At 60.6% G+C, this 18,908-nt stretch carries 15 protein-coding genes; 10 read left to right on the top strand and 5 right to left on the bottom strand.

Annotation, left to right across the window (positions count from 1 at the left end; translation table 11 throughout):
• Positions 1–100: 100 nt before the first annotated feature.
• A complete protein-coding gene (locus tag PXH66_RS02900) occupies positions 101–2,005 on the bottom strand; it encodes a hypothetical protein (protein WP_330930326.1) in 1,905 nt (634 codons plus the stop codon).
• 4 nt (positions 2,006–2,009) lie between these two features.
• The gene (locus PXH66_RS02895; RefSeq protein WP_330930325.1) at positions 2,010–4,058 is read right to left on the bottom strand and encodes a tetratricopeptide repeat protein; all 2,049 of its coding nucleotides are present in this window, start codon (positions 4,056–4,058) and stop codon (positions 2,010–2,012) included.
• 224 nt (positions 4,059–4,282) lie between these two features.
• On the opposite strand from PXH66_RS02895, the gene PXH66_RS02890 reads away from it, so the two are divergent.
• From PXH66_RS02890 to PXH66_RS02865, 6 genes are all read left to right on the top strand, one after another.
• Entirely contained in the window at positions 4,283–5,887 is a 1,605-nt protein-coding gene (locus PXH66_RS02890) for a sodium-dependent transporter (RefSeq protein WP_330930324.1), read from the top strand.
• 21 nt (positions 5,888–5,908) lie between these two features.
• Complete coding sequence (locus PXH66_RS02885; protein ID WP_330930323.1) at positions 5,909–6,070, top strand: hypothetical protein; 162 nt, start codon at positions 5,909–5,911, stop codon at positions 6,068–6,070.
• A gap of 162 nt (positions 6,071–6,232) precedes the next feature.
• Positions 6,233–8,077 (top strand): molecular chaperone HtpG, encoded by a 1,845-nt coding sequence (gene htpG / locus PXH66_RS02880; protein ID WP_330930322.1) that lies wholly within the window; start codon positions 6,233–6,235, stop codon positions 8,075–8,077.
• A gap of 361 nt (positions 8,078–8,438) precedes the next feature.
• Positions 8,439–8,978: a hypothetical protein gene (locus PXH66_RS02875; RefSeq protein ID WP_330930321.1), complete on the top strand. Its 540-nt coding sequence runs from the start codon at positions 8,439–8,441 to the stop codon at positions 8,976–8,978.
• Positions 8,975–10,615, top strand: a complete 1,641-nt coding sequence (locus tag PXH66_RS02870; RefSeq protein WP_330930320.1) for a GxGYxYP domain-containing protein — start codon at positions 8,975–8,977, stop codon at positions 10,613–10,615. The genes PXH66_RS02875 and PXH66_RS02870 overlap by 4 nt, the downstream gene beginning before the upstream one ends.
• Before the next feature lie 189 nt (positions 10,616–10,804).
• Positions 10,805–11,605 (top strand): MipA/OmpV family protein, encoded by an 801-nt coding sequence (locus PXH66_RS02865; RefSeq protein ID WP_330930319.1) that lies wholly within the window; start codon positions 10,805–10,807, stop codon positions 11,603–11,605.
• A gap of 81 nt (positions 11,606–11,686) precedes the next feature.
• On the opposite strand, the gene PXH66_RS02860 is transcribed toward PXH66_RS02865, so the two are convergent.
• Positions 11,687–12,832, bottom strand: coding sequence for a lipase family protein (locus PXH66_RS02860; RefSeq protein ID WP_330930318.1), 1,146 nt, complete (start codon positions 12,830–12,832; stop codon positions 11,687–11,689).
• 171 nt (positions 12,833–13,003) lie between these two features.
• On the opposite strand from PXH66_RS02860, the gene PXH66_RS23090 reads away from it, so the two are divergent.
• Together PXH66_RS23090 and PXH66_RS02855 are read left to right on the top strand one after the other, a co-directional pair.
• On the top strand, positions 13,004–13,300 hold the full coding sequence (locus PXH66_RS23090; RefSeq protein WP_345781737.1) for a PLD nuclease N-terminal domain-containing protein: 297 nt from the start codon (positions 13,004–13,006) through the stop codon (positions 13,298–13,300).
• 352 nt (positions 13,301–13,652) lie between these two features.
• The gene (locus tag PXH66_RS02855; protein WP_330930317.1) at positions 13,653–14,375 is read left to right on the top strand and encodes a DUF4190 domain-containing protein; all 723 of its coding nucleotides are present in this window, start codon (positions 13,653–13,655) and stop codon (positions 14,373–14,375) included.
• A 28-nt stretch (positions 14,376–14,403) separates the two neighbouring features.
• On the opposite strand, the gene PXH66_RS02850 is transcribed toward PXH66_RS02855, so the two are convergent.
• Positions 14,404–15,414, bottom strand: coding sequence for a purine-nucleoside phosphorylase (locus PXH66_RS02850; RefSeq protein WP_330930316.1), 1,011 nt, complete (start codon positions 15,412–15,414; stop codon positions 14,404–14,406).
• Between the two features lie 415 nt (positions 15,415–15,829).
• On the opposite strand from PXH66_RS02850, the gene PXH66_RS02845 reads away from it, so the two are divergent.
• Positions 15,830–16,162: a nucleoside triphosphate pyrophosphohydrolase family protein gene (locus tag PXH66_RS02845; protein WP_330930315.1), complete on the top strand. Its 333-nt coding sequence runs from the start codon at positions 15,830–15,832 to the stop codon at positions 16,160–16,162.
• Here the strand turns inward: PXH66_RS02845 and PXH66_RS02840 are convergent, their stop codons facing one another.
• Positions 16,163–16,378: a hypothetical protein gene (locus tag PXH66_RS02840; protein WP_330930314.1), complete on the bottom strand. Its 216-nt coding sequence runs from the start codon at positions 16,376–16,378 to the stop codon at positions 16,163–16,165.
• 83 nt (positions 16,379–16,461) lie between these two features.
• Between PXH66_RS02840 and PXH66_RS02835 the strand changes: the two genes are divergently transcribed.
• A complete protein-coding gene (locus tag PXH66_RS02835; RefSeq protein ID WP_330930313.1) occupies positions 16,462–18,906 on the top strand; it encodes an alpha-L-rhamnosidase-related protein in 2,445 nt (814 codons plus the stop codon).
• The last annotated feature ends 2 nt before the right edge of the window (positions 18,907–18,908 follow it).

The raw sequence follows: 18,908 nt of genomic DNA, 5'->3' as shown, positions 1-18,908 counted from the left end.
GCCTCCCAGCGCCATGGCACCGCGTTCATCGCGTGCCAGCACGCTCCTACATGCAATGAAACCGCCACCTGCGGGCTGCTTAACTCCCACCTGCTCCCGCTCACCGCCAACCGGCGTTGCGGCGCAACCACGCGAGGGCGAATTCGTATTCGATATAGCCGACCATGCCCGTGCGCACGCAGGACTCCAGGTCCGCCTGGCGGCCGGAGGGCGTTTGGCCGGGAGCGAAGGCGAGCGCGAAATACGCCTCACAGTGCTGCCCGGTCGCGATGTAGTCGCGACCTTCGGCCGCTTCCGCCAACAGCTGCTCGCGGCTGACTTCGCCCAATTGAGCCCCAATCAGTCGGGCAATCCAGGCGTCTTCTTCGACCAATAGCCGGGCGTCGGTGATCATTTCAGTGCGGGTTTCGCCCGCGAGTGTGGCGGCTCCAAACGCGTGCAACGCGGAGAACGCCCGAACCTTGGGATCAGCCATGTCGTTCTTCCAGCCCGTCGCAAACGTGTCCGCGGCTTCGCGATATTGCCCCGCCCGGACAAAGGCGTTGGCGGCCTCGAACCAGGACCGCTTGAACTTGCGATCCACGCGACGCAATGCCTCCCGCGCCATGGCGATTTCGGTTTCGTCGCCGCGGGCCACGGCCAGGGCGAGCGTCTCTTGCGCGAGGGCAATCTTGTCGTTTGACCGTGCCGCGAATGCCGCCAGGGCGGTTTCCGCCGCTTCAAAGTTGCCCAAGGTGCGTTGGTTGCGGGCGAGTGCGATTTGGGCACCTTCCTCTTCCGAATCGGTCGGCGCGCCCGTCACCAGCAGCGCGGTCATCTCGCGCCGCAGCCGCTCGAAATGTCCGCCGACGACGGGATCAATGGGACGCGAAGCAGTGCCGGTGGGTTCGGGCACCGCCGGGTGCAGCACCGTTTGGGCAATGCGTCCGGCCTCCCAGTCGTTCACCAATTGCGTCGCCGCATCTTCCCCGATGAGTGACGGCAGCAGTTGGCGCAACGCCTCCATGTCCGCGGCATTGGTTTCGCCGCGTTGACCCATCTGCAGGCGTAAGGCGCGCAGCGCCCAGTCCGGCAAGCCGATGCGATCGAAATCGGCCACGAGCTTGGCCAGATCGTCCTCGCTGAAGTTGAGTATTCCGGTGTTGTCCGGCGTAATCATTTCGGCGATACGGCGGGCGGCGTCACCGGCTTCGCCGGAGGCTTTTACAATGGCCGCCCACAGAGGTTGGTGTTCCTCCAATACCGCCATCGCACGCGGTTCCGCGGCCAGAATCTTATCCCGCATGCGTTGGTCCTCCCCTTCGGCGGTGAGCTCGATGCCGGCCAAATCGCATCGCATGCGCAACACTGCCAAGGCCGCCGTGGGTGAATCCGGATACTCCGCCTCCGCCTGTTTGATCGGGCGCCACTGTTCTTCCGGTGGCAATCCGCGACTCATGGCAATGGTCAGTCCGGGCGCGTTGAGTCCCCACGCCGCGATGGCCCGACGCTGGAGCGCGACGGCTTCATCGAGGGTGATTTCCATGAGCGGTCCGGCGCGCACGAGTTCGAGCAGATCGGATGCCGCCTCCATGTCACCGGCGGCGGCGTGCACCATCACTTCGAGCACCGCGAGGGTCGAATCATCCGCGGCGAGTTCGAGACTCGCCCGCCAATAGTTGGGGTTCTCCTTGATGAGTTTGGCGGCGTCGATCGCATCGTAGTTGTCGCCGGTGCCCGCCGTGACTTGGTTGGCCAAGCGCCGCAAGTCGGCCACCAGCGCGCCTACTCCCGGGTGTTTCCGCGCATCGAGTTGCCCCAACTCACTGGTGAGCTTTTGCACGTTTTCCCACGCCTGGGTCTGCACTTCGCCCGCGGTGGCGGCCACGAGGTCGTCCTGCTTCGACGGCAGGGTCGCGCAGCCCACCAGTCCCCAACCACTGCAGATGGCCAGCAGTATCCAGATTGCCGGCACCAGGGTCCGGTTTCGTTTTTGGTCGGGGTTTAACATGGCAAACAACTTCATGACACTAGGATGGAATGGACCAGCTCGGACTCGCCCCGCGCGTCCAATCGTCGTCTTCGTCTTCGGCGGCTTCACTCGGGGGCGGAGGCGGCGGCACTTTGGTGGGGTCCCACCGTTCCGGATCGAGCTGGCGCAGCCGCAGCAGCGACGCGGTGTATTCGACGAAGTCCACGACCCCGGTGGCCACACAGCCTTCGAGCAGCGAGCGTTGTCGCAGCGGTGAAATGTCGCGCTGAAAGGCGCGGTAAAAACGTTGTTCGCAGATGCGGCCGGCTTCGGTGATCTCGGTGATGTTTTCCCCCACCGGCATAGGCGTGCTTTCGCCCGCCATGCCGTTCACCAGCACGCTCACCCAGGCCAAGCTTTCCCCCAATCCGCGCGCCTGGTCGAGTAATTCGTCGGCCCGTTTTTCCTCTCCCGCCAGGCGGGCGAAGGCCGACGCCATAAGGGTGTAATAGGTGCGATATTCGTTGTCGTTGGCCTCCGAATCGACCGCCCGCAGAAACAGGTCCACGCCGTCCCCCCAACGTCCCAGCGCGGCTTCGGCGAGCGCGGGGAGCGCCGGAGCATTGGCGATCATGGCGGGATCAAGCGCGGCAACCTTGGCGTCGAGTCCTTCGAGCCGACCACTCCAGAGCGCCAGCCACACGTGCATGGGCGCGGCGGCATCGGCCAAGTTTTCCGGGATATCATCGAGAGCGGCTTCGGCCTGGTCCCAGCGGCCGAGATGACCCAGGGTTTCCGCCCGCGCGATGAGCGCGCCGGTCCGCTCGGCTTCGTTGTCGCCTGCGCGCAAAAGCCGTCGCTCGATCTCCTGCAGGCGGCGCAGGTTGCGATCCGCGATGATCGGATGCAGGGGCATCAGGCTCACGCCTTCCGGGTCCTCCGGCACATCGAAGAATGCCACGGGGCGAAACTCGCCGTTGCCGGCGGCCGTGCGCAACGCGGCGACGGCGTCTGCCCCAATTAAATGCGGCAGCCATTGCCACCAATTTTGCTGGTCGTCGGGCGCGCTGAAACCGCGCATGGCGGTGGCGCGGCGACTGGTCTCCAATGCCTCGGAAAAGAGCCCCGCATCAGCCAGGGTCTCTGCCAGTCGGGACAAATCCCGCACCCCGTAGGCGCCACGGCTTTCGGCGAGCTGTTCAAAATGGGTGTCGACGACGTGCGCCGCCGCCCGGACCTCCGCCTGCGGATGCAGGCGGGCGGCGTTCAAGGGATTGTGCTGAGCGACCAGCAGCCACTCCGGCTCCAGCTGTCGCAACAGTTGCTCCGCCAGCACGGGACTTTCGTCGAGGCGGTCGGGATTCACGCCCGCAAGTTGCAGGCGCATCAAAATGTTGGTGAAGGCCCAATCGGGATCGCCCGGCTGAAACGACCGCGCCGCCGTCACCACCTGCACCCGCTCCTCCGGCGTGGCATTGTTGAGCAAGGTGTCTTTGCGCGCCATCTGCCGGGCGCGCAGCCGACGCATCTCGTCGCCCATGCCATAGGCGAGGCGATGCACCGAAACCGGCAGCGTGGGTCCGAAATCCTGCAAACCGAGCAACCAGTTGGCGCGGTCGAAATAACCGCGGGAAGCCCACAGCATTTGTTCGAACAAGTTGACCACCGGGTCGTGCGGTTCGGTCTCCATCATCGCCCGCCAGAAAGCGGGGTTTTTGGACGTGAGGGCCACCGGGTCGATTTGCCCGACCATGATGGAGTCTTCCTGCTCAATCTGGGTGCGCAGATCATCGACCTGCTCGACCAGTCGCGCGATGCCCGGAAAGTATTCGGGTGGCAACTGTCGCCACATCTCGGTGATCGCCTTGACGTGCTGCCACGCCGCGAATTGGAGCGTCTGTCGATCCAGTTCCAGTTGGCGGTTGGCTTCCGCCGCTTGGGCGCGGGCCGCCTGCACCTCGGCTTGGGCTTCCGCGTCGATCGCGGTGCCGACGGAAGCGGACTCCCTTTCGACCGACGACGCCTTTGAATCGGCGGTGCGACATCCCCCAAGGAAGATCAGCGCCACCAAAATCGATCCGGTCAGGCCCGGCGATATCCTCTTCATCCACATACGCATCATGATTCTCGGTGAGATCACTCCATTGACGAGGGCAAACGCGCAATGTTCCCCACCAGCACCAGACTGCGCCTTCCTCGCGGGCCCACCACTCCGTGGTTTTTTCATTCATGGAATCTTTTCATCGATATCGCCGCAGAATGTCCCTCCCCGCCTCCCGAACGCAAAAAGACCATTGCACAAAAACGGCCCGACCTTAGGCGGTTTAGCTCATGTCTGCCCCCAAAGAGGCTTGGTCTTCCCGACTCGGCGTAATTCTAGCGGTCGCCGGTAGTGCTGTCGGTCTCGGCAACTTCCTGCGTTTTCCGGGCCTCGCCGCCCAATATGGCGGAGGCGCGTTCATGATCGCCTACTTCATCTCGCTCCTACTGATCGGTATCCCGATCTGCTGGACGGAGTGGACCCTGGGTCGCTACGGCGGTCGGCAGGGTTACCACTCCACGTCGGGGATTTTCCATGCGTTGATGAAAAAGCCGTGGGCCAAGTATCTCGGCGTGATCGGCTTCGTGGTGCCGGTGATCATCTACATGTATTACGTGTATATCGAGGCCTGGGCGCTGGGCTACGCCGTCAACGCGCTCGTCGGCAATCTCAGCATGGAGGGTAAGGATTACGGGGCATTCTTCGGGAAATTCACGGGCGCGTCCTCGGATGGCGTGGCCCTGCGCTTTGGCCTGCGCGACGTCGGCATTTTCGTGCTGATCGTCTACGTGCTGAATTTTTTCTTCATCTACCGCGGTATCTCCAAGGGCATCGAGATGGTCTGCAAATACGCCATGCCCGCGTTGATCTTCATCGCGATCATCATCCTGGCCCGCGTCATGACCCTCGGCACGCCGGACCCGATGAAGCCCGACCAAAATGTGGTCAATGGCCTCGCCTACATGTGGAACCCCGGTGATGTCGCAGCCGGATTGAAAAACCCGCAGCTCTGGCTCGCCGCCGCCGGGCAGATTTTCTTTTCCCTGTCCGTCGGTTTCGGCGTCATCATCACCTACGCCTCCTACCTGCGCGGCAAGGACGACGTCGTCCTGTCCGGGCTCACCGCGACTTCGGCCAATGAGTTTTGTGAAGTCGGTCTGGGCGGTCTCATCACCGTGCCTGCCGCCTTCATGTTTCTCGGCACCGCCGGTATCGTGGGCCAAGGCACCTTCGGACTGGGTTTCAACGTCCTGCCGCAAGTCTTCGCGCTGATGCCCGCCGGACATCTGTTCGCCTCCATCTTCTTCGTGCTGCTGTTCATCGCGGCCGTGACCAGTTCGCTGTCCATGCTCCAACCCGGCATCGCCTTCCTGGAAGAAGGCCTCGGTATCGAACGCAAAGCATCGGTGGCCCTGCTCGGCCTCATGACCGCGTTTGGCACCTTGTTCATCTGGTATTTCTCCAAGGATCTGAAGGCGCTCGACACGCTCGATTTCTGGGTGGGCACCGTGATGCTCTTCGTCCAGGCCACGATCCTCGTGATCATCTTCGGCTGGGGTCTGGGTATTCCGCGAGGCTGGGAAATCGCCCACGAAGGCGCCGAGATGCGCATTCCCAATATCTTCAAGCCGATCATCAAATACATCACCCCGATGTATCTGATCACCATCTTCGTGATGTTCCTGCTCCAGAACGTGTTCGGCTGGAATTATTCCCTCACCGACCCGATTTTCGAGCCCACCGGCTATACCAAGGACCTGATCGGCGATGAGCCCAACAACGTCGCCCGCCTTTCCGTCGGCTTCATCATTATCGTAACCGGCTTCGCCCTGGTCTTCGTTAACATCGCGGGTAAACGCTGGACCAAAAATCCTCCTGTTCCGCTCAATGACTAACCCCCGTCCCCTCGCCTCGCTATGACTACTGGTGGTTGGATTAACATGTTTCTCTCGGTCGGTTTTGTAACCGTCCTTTTCGTTTACTGCGTCACTCGCGTCCTGCGTGGCCCCGGTGCCAAACAAGAACACGAGCTCGGCCACGTCGAACCCCTCGACGAGGAAGAGTCCGAAACCCGCTAAACTGAGCCAAATTTCTCAGCTTTTCCCGAGCCCGGCCGCCTCGTGTGCGCCGGGCTCTTGATTTTTTTGCAAAGAGCCTAAAAGTCCTCTCCTCCCATTTCGGCAGTCCCCGCGCTGCCACCAATCATTCCAAAGTCAGCAATCCAAACTCCGCATTCCGCAATGTCAGAAACCCACGAGTTCCAAGCCGAGATCAAGCAACTGCTCGATATCGTCGTTCACTCCCTCTACACCGAAAAAGAGATCTTCGTCCGCGAATTGGTCTCCAATGCCTCCGACGCGCTGGAGAAACTGCGCCACACGCAGATCACCGAGTCCGAGATCTTCGACGCTGATAAAGCCCTCGAGATCAACCTCACGACCGACGAAAAGGCCAATACCCTGACCATCCAGGACTACGGCATCGGCATGACCCGCGATGAGTTGGTCAAATTTCTCGGCACCATCGCCCACTCCGGCTCCAAAGCCTTCCTCCAGGCGATCAAGGATGGCGGCGCCAAAAACGACAACCTCATCGGTCAGTTCGGCGTCGGCTTCTACTCCGCCTTCATGGTCGCCAAGTCCGTCAAGGTCTACTCCCGCTCCTGGAAAGCAGACGAGCAGGGCCACGTGTGGACCAGCGATGGCTCCGGCTCCTACACCGTCGAGGAAGCCGCCGACCTCTCCCGCGGCACCAAGATCGTCATCGAGCTCAAGGACGAGGACGACTGCAAGGAGTTCGCCAAGGACACCAAGGTGAAGACCATTCTCGAGCGCTACAGCGCGTTCGTGACCTTCCCGATCAATCTCAACGGCGAGCGCACCAACAAGGTTTCCGCGCTCTGGCTCCGCTCCAAAAACGAAATCACCGACGAGGAATACACCGAGTTCTACAAATTCCAGGCCCACGCCTACGACGAGCCCCGCCTCAAGCTGCACTTCTCCGCCGACGCCCCGCTGTCGATCAACTCGATCCTCTTCGTGCCGCAGTCCAACCCGGAAAAATTTGGCATGACCCGCGCCGAGGCCGCCGTCTCGCTCTACTGCCGCAAAGTCCTCATCGACCCGGCCCCCAAGGATCTCCTCCCCGAGTGGGCCCGCTTCCTCAAAGGCGTCGTCGATAGCGAAGACCTGCCCCTCAACATTTCGCGCGAGACCATGCAGGACCGCGCTCTCATCGAGAAACTCGGCAAGGTCATCACCAAGCGCTTCCTCAAGTTCCTCGGCGACGAAGCCAAGAACCGTCCCGACGACTTCGACAAGTTCTACGACGAGTTCGGCATCTTCCTCAAGGAGGGCGCCGCCACCGACTTCACCCACAAGGAAGGTCTCTCCAAGCTCCTCCGCTTCGAGTCCTCCCGCACCGAGAAGGGCAAACGCACCTCCCTCGCCGACTACGTCTCGCGCATGGGTGAAGAGCAAAAAGAGATCTACTACCTCATCGGTTCCAGCCGCGAGGCGATCGAACGCGGCCCGTATCTCGAAGGTTTCGAATCGCGCAACCTTGAGGTCATCTTCTGCTACGAGAACGTCGACGACTACGTCATGCGTCACCTCACGGAATTCGACGGCAAGAAGTTCACTGCCGCCGATTCCGCCGACGTGAAGCTCGACGAAAAAGAGACCGAAGGTGAAGCCCTCTCCAAAGACGAGATGGCCGCCCTCTCCAAGTGGTTGAAGGAAACCCTCGGCGACCGCGTCTCCGAGGTGAAGACCTCCGACCGCCTCGTCGAATCTCCCGCCGCCGTGCTCAACGCCGACAGCTTCATGAGCCCGCAAATGCGCGCCATGATGAAGGCCATGAAAAAAGACGGCGAAGGCGAGGAAGCCCCTCCGCTCAAGGTCAACCTCGAGCTCAACCCACGCCACGCCGTCATCAAAAAGCTCAGCGGCGCCAAAGATACCGAAGGCGAAAAAGCCGGCCTCATCGCCGAGCAACTCTTCGACAACGCCATGCTCGCCGCGGGCCTCCTCGAGGACCCAACGAAAATGGTCCAACGTCTCTACAAGCTCCTCGAGCAAGTCTAGGCCCGACGACGTCACTGACCCCTTAGGCCGCGAGCTCGCTCGCGCTCCCTCTGTAAAACCAGCGCGCCCCTCAACCGGGGCGCGCTTTTTCATGTCTCATCGGCAACCCCCGCGTGATGGCTATGTGCTGCCACCCGGATATCGCAAAATTCGACCGCACCTTCAAATCTCAAACACGGCCATGCTACCGCGTTTGCCTCCGTCCTAACCACCTCGGAGTCACCAAGTTCTCGATAATTGCTGCCATTCTTGGCGTCACGCGAAATGAAATTTCATTGTTTTAATTTACTCAAATAGCCTGATATCAACGCTTAACGATTGGACAGCTGCCCCTAACCATGAAATACTGCCACCTGCCTTCATGAAAGTTCACCCATTCCGAATCGTTCTGGGTATCGGGTTGGCGCTGCTCAGCGCGAACCTGCTTACCGCCAATCCCAACTTCAACGGCCGCTGGCGCATGGATCCGGCCCAAAGCACCGCCCTCGACGGTTGGCAAAAGATGGATCTCGTCATCGCCGTCGACGGTTCGCAGGTCGATGTCACCCACGCCATGCAGTGGCGCTCGACCAAACACGAAGCGACCAATCACCTCGATACCGCCAAGACCGTCACGCTCGACGATTACTTCCGGGTCGAGCAGCGCCACATGGCCGTTTATCCCGCCAAACACGGCGTGACCCAAGCCACCACGTCGTGGATCGATAACGGCCGCACGCTCCGTATCGAAGCGAACACCCTAGTCGAGGTTTCTCAGGGCAATGTGCCCATGCGCATCTACCGCGAGCTGCGCGTCAGCGAGATGGGCGACAAGCTTACGCTCATCGAACTGCACTCCACCCGCAATCGACCACTCGTTTACGTGTTCGACAAAGTCACCTCCGAGGAGGCCGCCAAATGAAGTTCCTTCGCATCCTTACTCTTCTCGCTCTCGCTGCCACCACCACCCTGCGCGCCGCCGACGAACCGGCCGGTCGCGACGCCTCGGTCATGTATTTTGACCTCGATTGGCGCACCGACAGCGGTCTGCCCGAAAAGGCCATGTTGGTCAGCCTGCAGGGTCTCGCCAATCGCGACACCCCGCAGCTCTACATCGTCCATCCGCCCGATTTCCAATGGGAAATCACCGCGCCGTTGTTCGAGTTCTACCAACGCAAACATCACGTTGATTTCACCACCTTGCTGGACGCCAACGCTGCGCTCGCGCAGTTCAAATCGGCGGCCAAAGGCTACGTCGTGTGGGACAAATCCGTCGGAGCCTCGCTCAACGTCGCCTTCACCATCGCCGGACTCGAAGACGGAATCGTCGTCTCCGAAGCCCTGATACCCCTAGCGGAACGCCATGGTCTCAAGCCCATCGACGATCTGCGCGGTCGTTACACCGGTCAGTCCGACGCCGAGATCTACCAGGACGCCTATGATCGCTACTGGGATCGATGCGTCCACGACGCCGTCATGCTCATGGGCGGCCATCGCGGTCGTGTGATGCAACCGGCCATGGCCGACTGGGGCATTCGTCGGAAAATGTTCTTTCACGATCTCTCGGCCAACCCCGAGCGCCACCCCGAGGAAGTTGCGCTGGTCAAACGTATCTTCTCCGAACTCGCCCCGGGCTCGATCGTCTTCGGCTGGCACCCCTACGGCAAGGACACGGAAGAGCAGCACACCACTCTGCTCTCATCCTACGGCCTCAAGATGGAAGGCCTGCACAATCTGCCCAACCTGAGCTTCAACTCGCAGTTCGAATTCACCCCCGGGTTTAAGTTTACCAACAACCACCACGTCGCCCTCGACGCCAAACTCGTCGCGGAAAAGAAGGTTTATCTAGCGTTCGTGCAGTCTGATTCCATCGGCATCGGCGTGTGGACCAAACCCGGTCGTGGCAAGCTGCCGTTCGGTTGGCAGGTCACGATGAACTGGACGAAGTTCTCGCCCGCCGCGCTGGAGTATTTCCACGAGTCAGCCACGCCCAACGACTACTTCATCGGTGGTCTCTCCGGCCCCGGTTACATGTATCCCAACCACATCCCCGCCGACCGCTTCGGACCTCTCATGGCCGAAGCCCGCGAGATGATGGAGGTCTTGGATGAGCACGTCATGGAGATCATGGACAACTCCGCCGCCGACGGCAACGTGGGCAACACCGATCTCACCAAGGAAACGGTCGACCGCTACTACGAAGCCTTCCCCAACGTGCTCGGCTTCATCAACGGCTACGGCCCCGCCCGCACTCGCGACCTGCGCGACACGCGCCCGATGTTGTCCTACGACTACTACATCGATCCCAAACGCCCTCGCGACGAAGTCACGGCCGACCTCAACGAGCTCATCGCCCTCAACGCCAAGCGTCCCTACTTCCTGCTCGTGCACGTGCGTGAATCCAACGACGTGAACAGCCTCGTCGAGGTCACGCAAAACCTCGAAGGTCCGGTTGAAATCGTCCCCGTCGACGTGTTCCTCAAACTCGCCGCCAGCAACAAGACTTACACGACGCGCTACCAAGACCCGGACGAACCCAAACACTTCAAGGGCTTCTAAGCCACGGCGGGACAACCCGCCTCCGTAGGCCGCGAGCTCGCTCGCGCCCCCATCTAAGCGCGGTTTCCCTCGGAATACCGCGCTTTTTTGTGAAAGATGCGCAGCGTTAGATCCAAACTACCGCCCCCAACGTCTAAGCTCAATATGCCCTCGCCCGCTCTCTCCCCCTCACGATGGACGGCCCTGTTTATGGCTGCGACACTCGCCGCAAGTCTTGTGGCCCAGCCTCCGCAACGACCTGAAAACACGGGTTGGACCATCGCCACGGGCGGCGGAATCGCCGTGGCCCCGGCCTGGCAGGGATCGGACGACTATCAAGTGCTCGCCCTGCCCAGCATTCGCGTCACTTACGGCGACACCTTCTTCGCCTCCGTCGAAGGCGGCATGGGCTACCGCCTGTTCAGGCAAGACGGCTGGACCGCCGGTCCCCTGCTCGCGATGGATTTCGGTCGGGACAACGACGGTAGCTCGCCCTTCGCGCTCGGGGGCAGTGATTCCGACGCCTTGCGTGGCTTTGCCGACATCGACACGACCATCGCCGCCGGGGCATTCGTCACCTATGAAACTGGCGCTTGGTCGACGCGCCTCGATCTCCTCCAAGCGCTCGGCGGCCACGAAGGACTCACGGGAAAACTCTCATTGGACTACAAATTGCCGATCGGCGGATCCCGCGCGGAAAGAGTTCCACCCTTTCTCGTCTCGACCGGCCCTCGTCTCACTTGGGGCGATGGAACCTACCAAAACACCTTTTTCGGTGTATCGGCCGCCGATTCCGCCGGTTCGGGATTGCCGACCTACCGCGCCAGCGCCGGCGTCTCCACGCTCGGTTGGGGGGCGAACATCGCCCGCCCGCTCAACCAACGCTGGTATCTGCTCGGACTCCTTTCCTACGAGCGCCTCATCGGCGACGCCGCCGACTCGCCTCTCATCACCCGACGCGGCAGCCCCAACCAATTCTTCGCCGGCCTCTTCGCCAGCTACCAGTTTTAGCACTGGCAGATCGTCCGGACGCACAAGTGCAAGCCGAGTGGGCTCGCGCTTGTCGTCGTAGGTGAGCAAACGCTCCGCCGTTCAACCGAAGTTGACGGCGTAGGGTGCTATTTGGCTGCCGTAATCGAGCTTCATCAAATGAGCGTAGATGGGCGGGAAATGCTGAAACATCAGTTCCTCCACATAAGTGACCTTCGAATTGGTGGCATACCTCAACGTCGCCCCATTCAGCCGGCAGTCTGTGATGGGCGGCTGGGTATAGTTCAACCCGGCGATGTCGTTTTTGCGCTCGTCGATGAATGCCTGCAGTTCATCGGGGCACTTTGGACCACCATAGCTGCCCCAATGCTGCTTGATCCCAAACGGCGCGGCCGTGTCGGAATTCACGGGGTTGTCGATGTTCCAGTAGGCGTTGGGCACGATGTCTAACGGGTTCCACCAGAGATAGCCCGCTTCGACCGCGTCCACGACTTGGTCGCCCATCTTGTCGTTGCCCGGAGTCGGTGGAGCAAAGGGATGCAGATAGACGGGACCGAGACCTGAAACCGTCTGCGCGAGGTATGTGGCGAGCACAATTGACTGACACGCGCCGAGACTATGACCCGTGACCACGAGTGGCACACCTGCCAAGTCACCATTGGCCACCTCCATCGCTAAAAACGGTTTCAGTCCGTCGGGCGGATTCACATTGTCGAGCCGGTTGTCCGGCATCGACAGGAGCTTGCGCAATCCCAGCGCCGTGCCGTGGGAAACCCCGGGTTGAGAAAGGTCATCAAGACGAGATTCGAATTTATCGTGATCTCGAATATCCGCCCAGCTGCGCAGATGAAAGTCGTCCAAATCTTCCTTCAACTGCGTGAGGAGAGCCAGGTCGCCGGTGGAAATGTCCGTGCCGCGAACGACGGCAGCGTTGAACACCGTGGTCCACGTGTTGCCATCGTCGCTGATTTGATAGGACGCGACGAAGAGAAGGTTGGCGTTGAGGTCGGTGATGAACGGACCCCACGGAACCATCCAGCGCCATTGCGCCGGTGCCTCGGTGACGCCGGCGGGAAGGGGGAGCATGGGAAGCCCCCCCACCGCCTCCGCGACCACCGCGGTCACTTGTTTGTCGTCGTTGGACATGTCTTGATAGGCGGCGTAACCACACAGGGCGAGATACACCATCGAGTAGAATTCCGTCCCCACCGCTTGGCGGTAGATCGGAAGATCGTTAGAAACACTCATACTTTCGGATTCCTTGATTTGAGGTGATGGCCAGCGCGGAAGACTAAATATTCCCCCGACATGTGAATCAATTCTCCGTGTGCGACATTTCCGAGACAAGCGGTCAGAGGGCGTGAACGACTTGGCCGGATTTTTGAAAGAAATCGGACATAAAGTCCGTTACATGGTCAGATGAGATCTACGATTCCCGTAACCAGTGGTGATTTTGCTGTAATGGGTCTGGGGGGCGGCGAATTTTTAGGTCTTTTCTTCCTTTTCCTGGTGTTGGGAGGATTCGTTTTTTGGCTCTGGATGCTCATCGACTGTTTGATGAACGAGCGCGATTCGGCCCAAAAACTCGTATGGGTCATAGTGATCATTTTCGTCTCTCTCATTGGAGCGCCGCTATACTTTTTTCTCCGCAAGCTAGGTCGGAAACGTTCATCCCGTCGTCTCCGTGACTACCCCATGCCACGATCTCGTCGCTAGTCTCCCGCTCATCTCGTTTCAGAAAACGTGAATTGAACACCATCGCCTACACCATCCGGTCCATCACCACTGTCCTGTCATCCTTCTCGACCCACGACATCACTTCCGTGCTTCCCGCTGCCCGACAGAGGTGCTGTCTCGCGTTGCGAATCAAATGCCGGACCGAGGGAGGTCGAAGGAAGCATGCTAGTCGCGGTCGCCGTGACTTGATGAGGATGACCACCACAAGAATCGAAGATCTTCCCTGAATTGCGATGCGACCCGACCGCTCCTTCTTACATACATCTCAAATTTCACCGCCGGTTAAATTGATCGGAACGCAGCTTCCCTTCCCCCCATAAAAGAGAACGTCATGGACTATCACATCGCGATCAACCGCGTGCAAAGCGGACCGATTTCCGAAGCTGAACTGCAGGCCAAACTCAATCGTGGTGAACTAAAACCCACCGATATGTGTTGGCGGTCGGACTGGCCGGAGTGGCGGGAAGTGGGTTCGGCTTTTGCCGCCGCAAACCACGGCAATGGCGCGCCACCGCTGCCCCGGGAGGTTCCCGCCCAAACTTCCGGACTGGCCATCACCAGTTTGGTGCTGGGTCTGACGAGTGTGCTGCTTTTCCTCCCCGCCGTTCCCGCCGTCATCTGCGGCCATGTGGCCCGTTCAAAAATCAAGAGATCCGCGGGACGTCAAAAGGGTGAAGGTCTGGCGCTGGGCGGGCTGATCATCGGCTACGTCATGATATTCTTTTTTTCCATCGGACTGATGGCCGCCATGGCGATACCCGCTTTTCAAAACGTTCGCCGCGTATCGCAGGAAAAAGCCATCATCAACAACCTGCGCCAACTCGATGCGGCGGCGGCTCAATACATGTTGGAGCACGACGTTACGACGGTCTCCTACGATCAATTGGTGGGACCCAATACCTACATCAAAGCGCTGACCAGCGTGACTGGGGAGGACTACACGAATTTCGTAATCAGCGCCGAAGACACGGTGCTGGTCGTGCGCACGCCCGCCGGGCGCAGCATCGAATACACGCGCTACCATTACCGCGATCGCGCCCCGCCAGATCCGTGAGGTCAGTGCGCGCGCGCAAGCAGTCTCCTCATTGGTGGAGCAAGGCCTCGACCACGGTATTCGCCACGAGGTAGGCCGATTCCTTGGCGGGTTCACCTTGGGCGGGATACGGTGCGGTCGTGCTCCAGCCGGCATCTCGTCCCGGTGGCGGCATGGAGAAGTTGCTGGCGGTGCGCAGCACGAGCACGCGCGAAGGGTCCACCAGATCTGCATTACCGAGCCGATGCAGGGCCGTGAGCGTGCCGTTGTCTTCCATGTTACTCATGACGAAGTTCGCCGCGCCGTCCGTGTGCAGTTTCATCCAGTCGTTGGCCCACGCATTGAGCAGTGCGCCGTGCCAGTAGGTGCTCGATCCCAGTGAATCGCCAATGAGCACAAAGGGCGGTTTCGCCGCCGCCGGATATTTCTCAGCAAACTGCGCCCGAAAAGCGATCAGTTCCGGGTGATCCGGCAGGAGCATGTGCTTGGTAAGCTGATACGCCCATTCGACGAGCTGCGGGTTGAGTTCGTAGGCAATCGTCTCAACCGTCCAACCGTCTTCCAGCGTATTGGGTTCATGGGCACCGAGGGCGACGAAACCATAAGGCCAGTCGGTGGGGATCTCGCGGCCATCGATTTCATAAGCGAGGTCCCCATCGACCACCCAGCGCGCCCACGCCGCCGAGCCGAGCGAACAGTCCTGCGGATCGGCTCCGGCGATGCCCGCCACCACCCAGTAGGCGGCCGACAAATCATAACGGGGGTCCTGCCCCAGCGCCATGATGGTGGCCGTCGCATTCGTCACCCCACCCCCGGTGCAGATGAGGAGCACGCCATCCTCGCGCCAATAGCCATCGCGGTGTCCGAGTGGAAATTGAACCTTCTCATCAAAGTCGCCCCGCTCCACCCAAAGCTGCATCTCTCCGGCGGAATCGCCGACGTCGGCCCCGTTTTCGAACATCGTCACCACGACGACCTTCACGGACTTGGGCGCGGCCATCAGCGCTCCCGCCCATACCAATCCCACCATTCCCCAGCCCAGTAATTTTCGGATCGTCACATGTATCATTTCGGCCGACTAAAACAGACTTCGTGACAATGTCGCGGCCACAATCTCGTCGCGTGAATTAAGACGCGGGGATGAACGAAGCCGCTACGCGGCGTTGTAGTGCGGGCGGTTGCCGGTCGGTGGCTCGTAAGCCCTTTCTCCTCGTGCGAACTCGACTCTGCTGACGGTCGTGTGCTTTGCTGAGGGAAGGACCATGGGCGATTTTCCCGAAGATTTCTTCCCGAAGTTGCGTAAGTCGTGTTTTTCGCATCAGGAGCAGGCTTTCGTAAACTGTTGTTGGACCATCGCGGAAATACTTTTTCCAATTGAGCATCGGGCGTGCCACGTAATTCGCCGGGCTTGTTCATCAGGAGTCAGGATGTCGGCTTCGCGACATCCAAACTCTCAGGGGTTAGGCTCGAGCATCATGAATCTGCCCCAACTTACACTCCAAGCGCGCTCTCTTCGTGAATGCTTCGATTCCTCCGCCCGGCGGCAAAAGCGCCCGGTGTGGACCCGCGATCAGCTCATGCAGGGTTTCGTCGGAGATGTGGGCGACTTGATGAAACTCGTCATGGCAAAGGAAAATCTCCGGAACGCCCCACCGGATGGTATCGACGCCCGACTCGGGCATGAGCTTGCCGATTGCCTGTGGAGCGTTCTCGTGCTGGCGGATGAATACGGGATCGATCTCGCGTCTGCATTCGCCGCCATGGTGACCACGACATCGGCTCGGCTCGCGCCGGACGCGGAACATTGATCAGCCAATTTCACCAACCGCATCGAGTCGTTGTTGCAGACGTTCCTGCAGGGCCAAATCCCCCGAGCACATGGCGGCCAACAGGTGCTGACGCACGATTACATCGGCTTCCATCAGAGAGTGGAACAAATGGTCCTCCCCGGAAAACAGGGGGGCACCATGGGGGTAGCTGGGAGCAGTTTCGGGCTGCGAAGGAGAAGAGGTGAGTGTGTTCATGCATCCAAACATGCGCAGTATCGTCCCCCAAAGGGGCCACGAGCGGGATTGAATCCCACCGAACCCACGATCAACGTGCCCCGATGCCCTGTTCTCGATTCCGTTCGGCACTGCCCGTGTGCATGGTCGCAACGCTGCTGACGTTCTGTGCCATCTGCCCCTCCCCCTCGATCGGCCAGCCTACTCCCTCCGCCCGCTGGCTAACCTCAGCTTGGGACGCCCATTGGATTTCGCCTCCTGACCAACCCGCTCGCGCCTATGGCGTGCACCATTTTCGCCGGACGTTCGATCTGACGTCCGTGCCCGAAGGTTTCGTGGTGCACGTTTCGGCCGACAACCGCTACCGGTTGTTCGTCAACGGCACCCCGGTTAACATTGGCCCGGCGCGAGGTGACTTGCGGCACTGGCGGTTCGATACGCTCGATCTTGCGCCTTGGCTGAAGCTCGGCCGCAACGTGCTCGCCACCCAGGTGTGGAACTTCGCGGAACACGGACCGGTCGCGCAAACGACCGACCAAACCGCCTTTATTCTGCAAGGCGATGACGAGACTTCCGCCGTGGCGAATACCGACGGTGACTGGCGGGCCTTCACCAACCCTGCGTATTCCCCCATCACCGGATTCGGTGCGAAGCTGTATACTTATATTGTGGTCGGTCCCGGCGACGATGTTGACGGAGCCCGCTATCCTTGGGGTTGGGAAATGCCTGGTTTCGACGACCGCTCATGGAAAGCGGCTTCAAGCCTGCGACGCGGGACTCCGCGCGGGATCAGCACCGATGGCAAATGGCTGCTCGTGCCGCGCCAAATTCCCCTGATGGAATCAACGCCGATACGGTTGCAAACCGTCCGTCGCGCCACCGGCGTGGAGGTATCGGCCGAATTCGTTCAGGGCGATGCTCCGTTCACCATCCCCGCTCACAGCCACGCGACGGTCCTCCTGGACCAAGCGGAACTCACCACCGGTTTTCCTGAGTTGATCGTGAGCGGGGGGAAAGGTGGCGTCGTGACCCTTACCTACGCCGAATCGTTATTCGAGGGCCCCGACAGCCCGGCCACCAAGGTCAAAGGTCACCGCGATGAGATCGAGGGGAAATACCTTCGGGGCTTCACCGACACCTTTCGACCCGATGGAACCGGCCCCCGCACCTTCCGACCGCTGCGCTGGCGCACGTGGCGTTACCTGCAAGCTGATATCGCGACAGGCGATCAACCACTTACGATCGTCGATTTGAAGGCGGAGTTCTCCGCGTATCCATTTATCGAGCACGCTCGATTTGACAGCGCCGACGACTCCCTCGCCGGTATCTGGGAAATCGCGTGGCGCACCCTTCGCACCGGCACGCACGAGATTTTCACCGACAGTCCTTACTACGAGCAGCTCAGCTACGTGGGCGACTCCCGCATTGAAGCCTTGGTTTCGCTCTACGTCAGCGGCGATGACCGCTTGATGCGAAAGACCATCGAAGCGTTTGATGAAAGCCGCAATCCCAACGGGCTCACCTCCTCGCGCTGGCCCGATTCGCGTCATCAAATCATCCCGCCCTACTCCCTCGTCTGGATCAGCATGGTCCACGACTACTGGCAACTCCGGGACGACGCGGACTTCGTGCGGGCGCGTCTGGCGGGCGTGCGTGAAGTCCTGCGCTACTTCGTGGAACACAGCGACCCGGCCACCGGCAGCTACACCGGTCGACAGTGGTGGAACTATGTCGATTGGATTTCCGCGTGGGGTCGCGACCCGCTGACCGGTCTCGGAGGCGTGCCTCCGCGTGACGAGCGAGGCGCGTCAGCGATTCTCGATCTCCAACACGTTTATACCCTGCAACAGGCGGCGGAGCTCATGACGGCGTTCGGCTACCATGACGACGCTTCGCTCTATGCCACGCGCGCGGAAAAGATCCGGGAATACGTGATCGCAACCTGTTGGAATGATGAACGCGGTTTGCTCGCCGACACCTCGGAACGCCTCACCTACAGCCAGCATGCCAATACCTATCTGATTCTGACCGCCGGAGGAAAAATCGGCCGCTTGACCGATCTCGCGCGCAAGATACGGGACGAACCTGATCTCACGCCAGCCACGTTCTATTTCAATTTTTACACTCACCAGGCCATGATCGCTGCCGGGCTGGGCGACGACTACCTCAACTGGCTCGATCCGTGGCGCGGCGTGTTGGAACTCGGCCTCACCACCGTGCCGGAAAAACCCACGCCCGACACACGCTCCGACTCCCATGCGTGGGGCGCCCATCCCATGATGGGCTTTCTGACTACGGTATTGGGAATTGGTCCGGCCGGACCTGGGTTCAAGCGCGTGCGCATCGCCCCGCATCTGGGCGATCTGCCATTTGCCCGGGGTGCTGTGCCTCATCCTCTGGGCGAAATCAGCGTCGATCTGCGACGCGAAGGTGCCGACGGATTGATCGGAACCGTGACACTGCCCGAGGGACTAGGCGGCGTATTCGAATGGCAGGGACACATGCAGGAGCTGCAGCCGGGCCAACAAGCTATCTCAGTCCACCGATAGGG

This window comes from Synoicihabitans lomoniglobus (assembly GCF_029023725.1).
Lineage (GTDB): Bacteria > Verrucomicrobiota > Verrucomicrobiia > Opitutales > Opitutaceae > Actomonas > Actomonas lomonigloba.
Note: the sequence above shows the minus strand (reverse complement) of the source record. Positions and strands in the feature narration are given on the sequence as shown.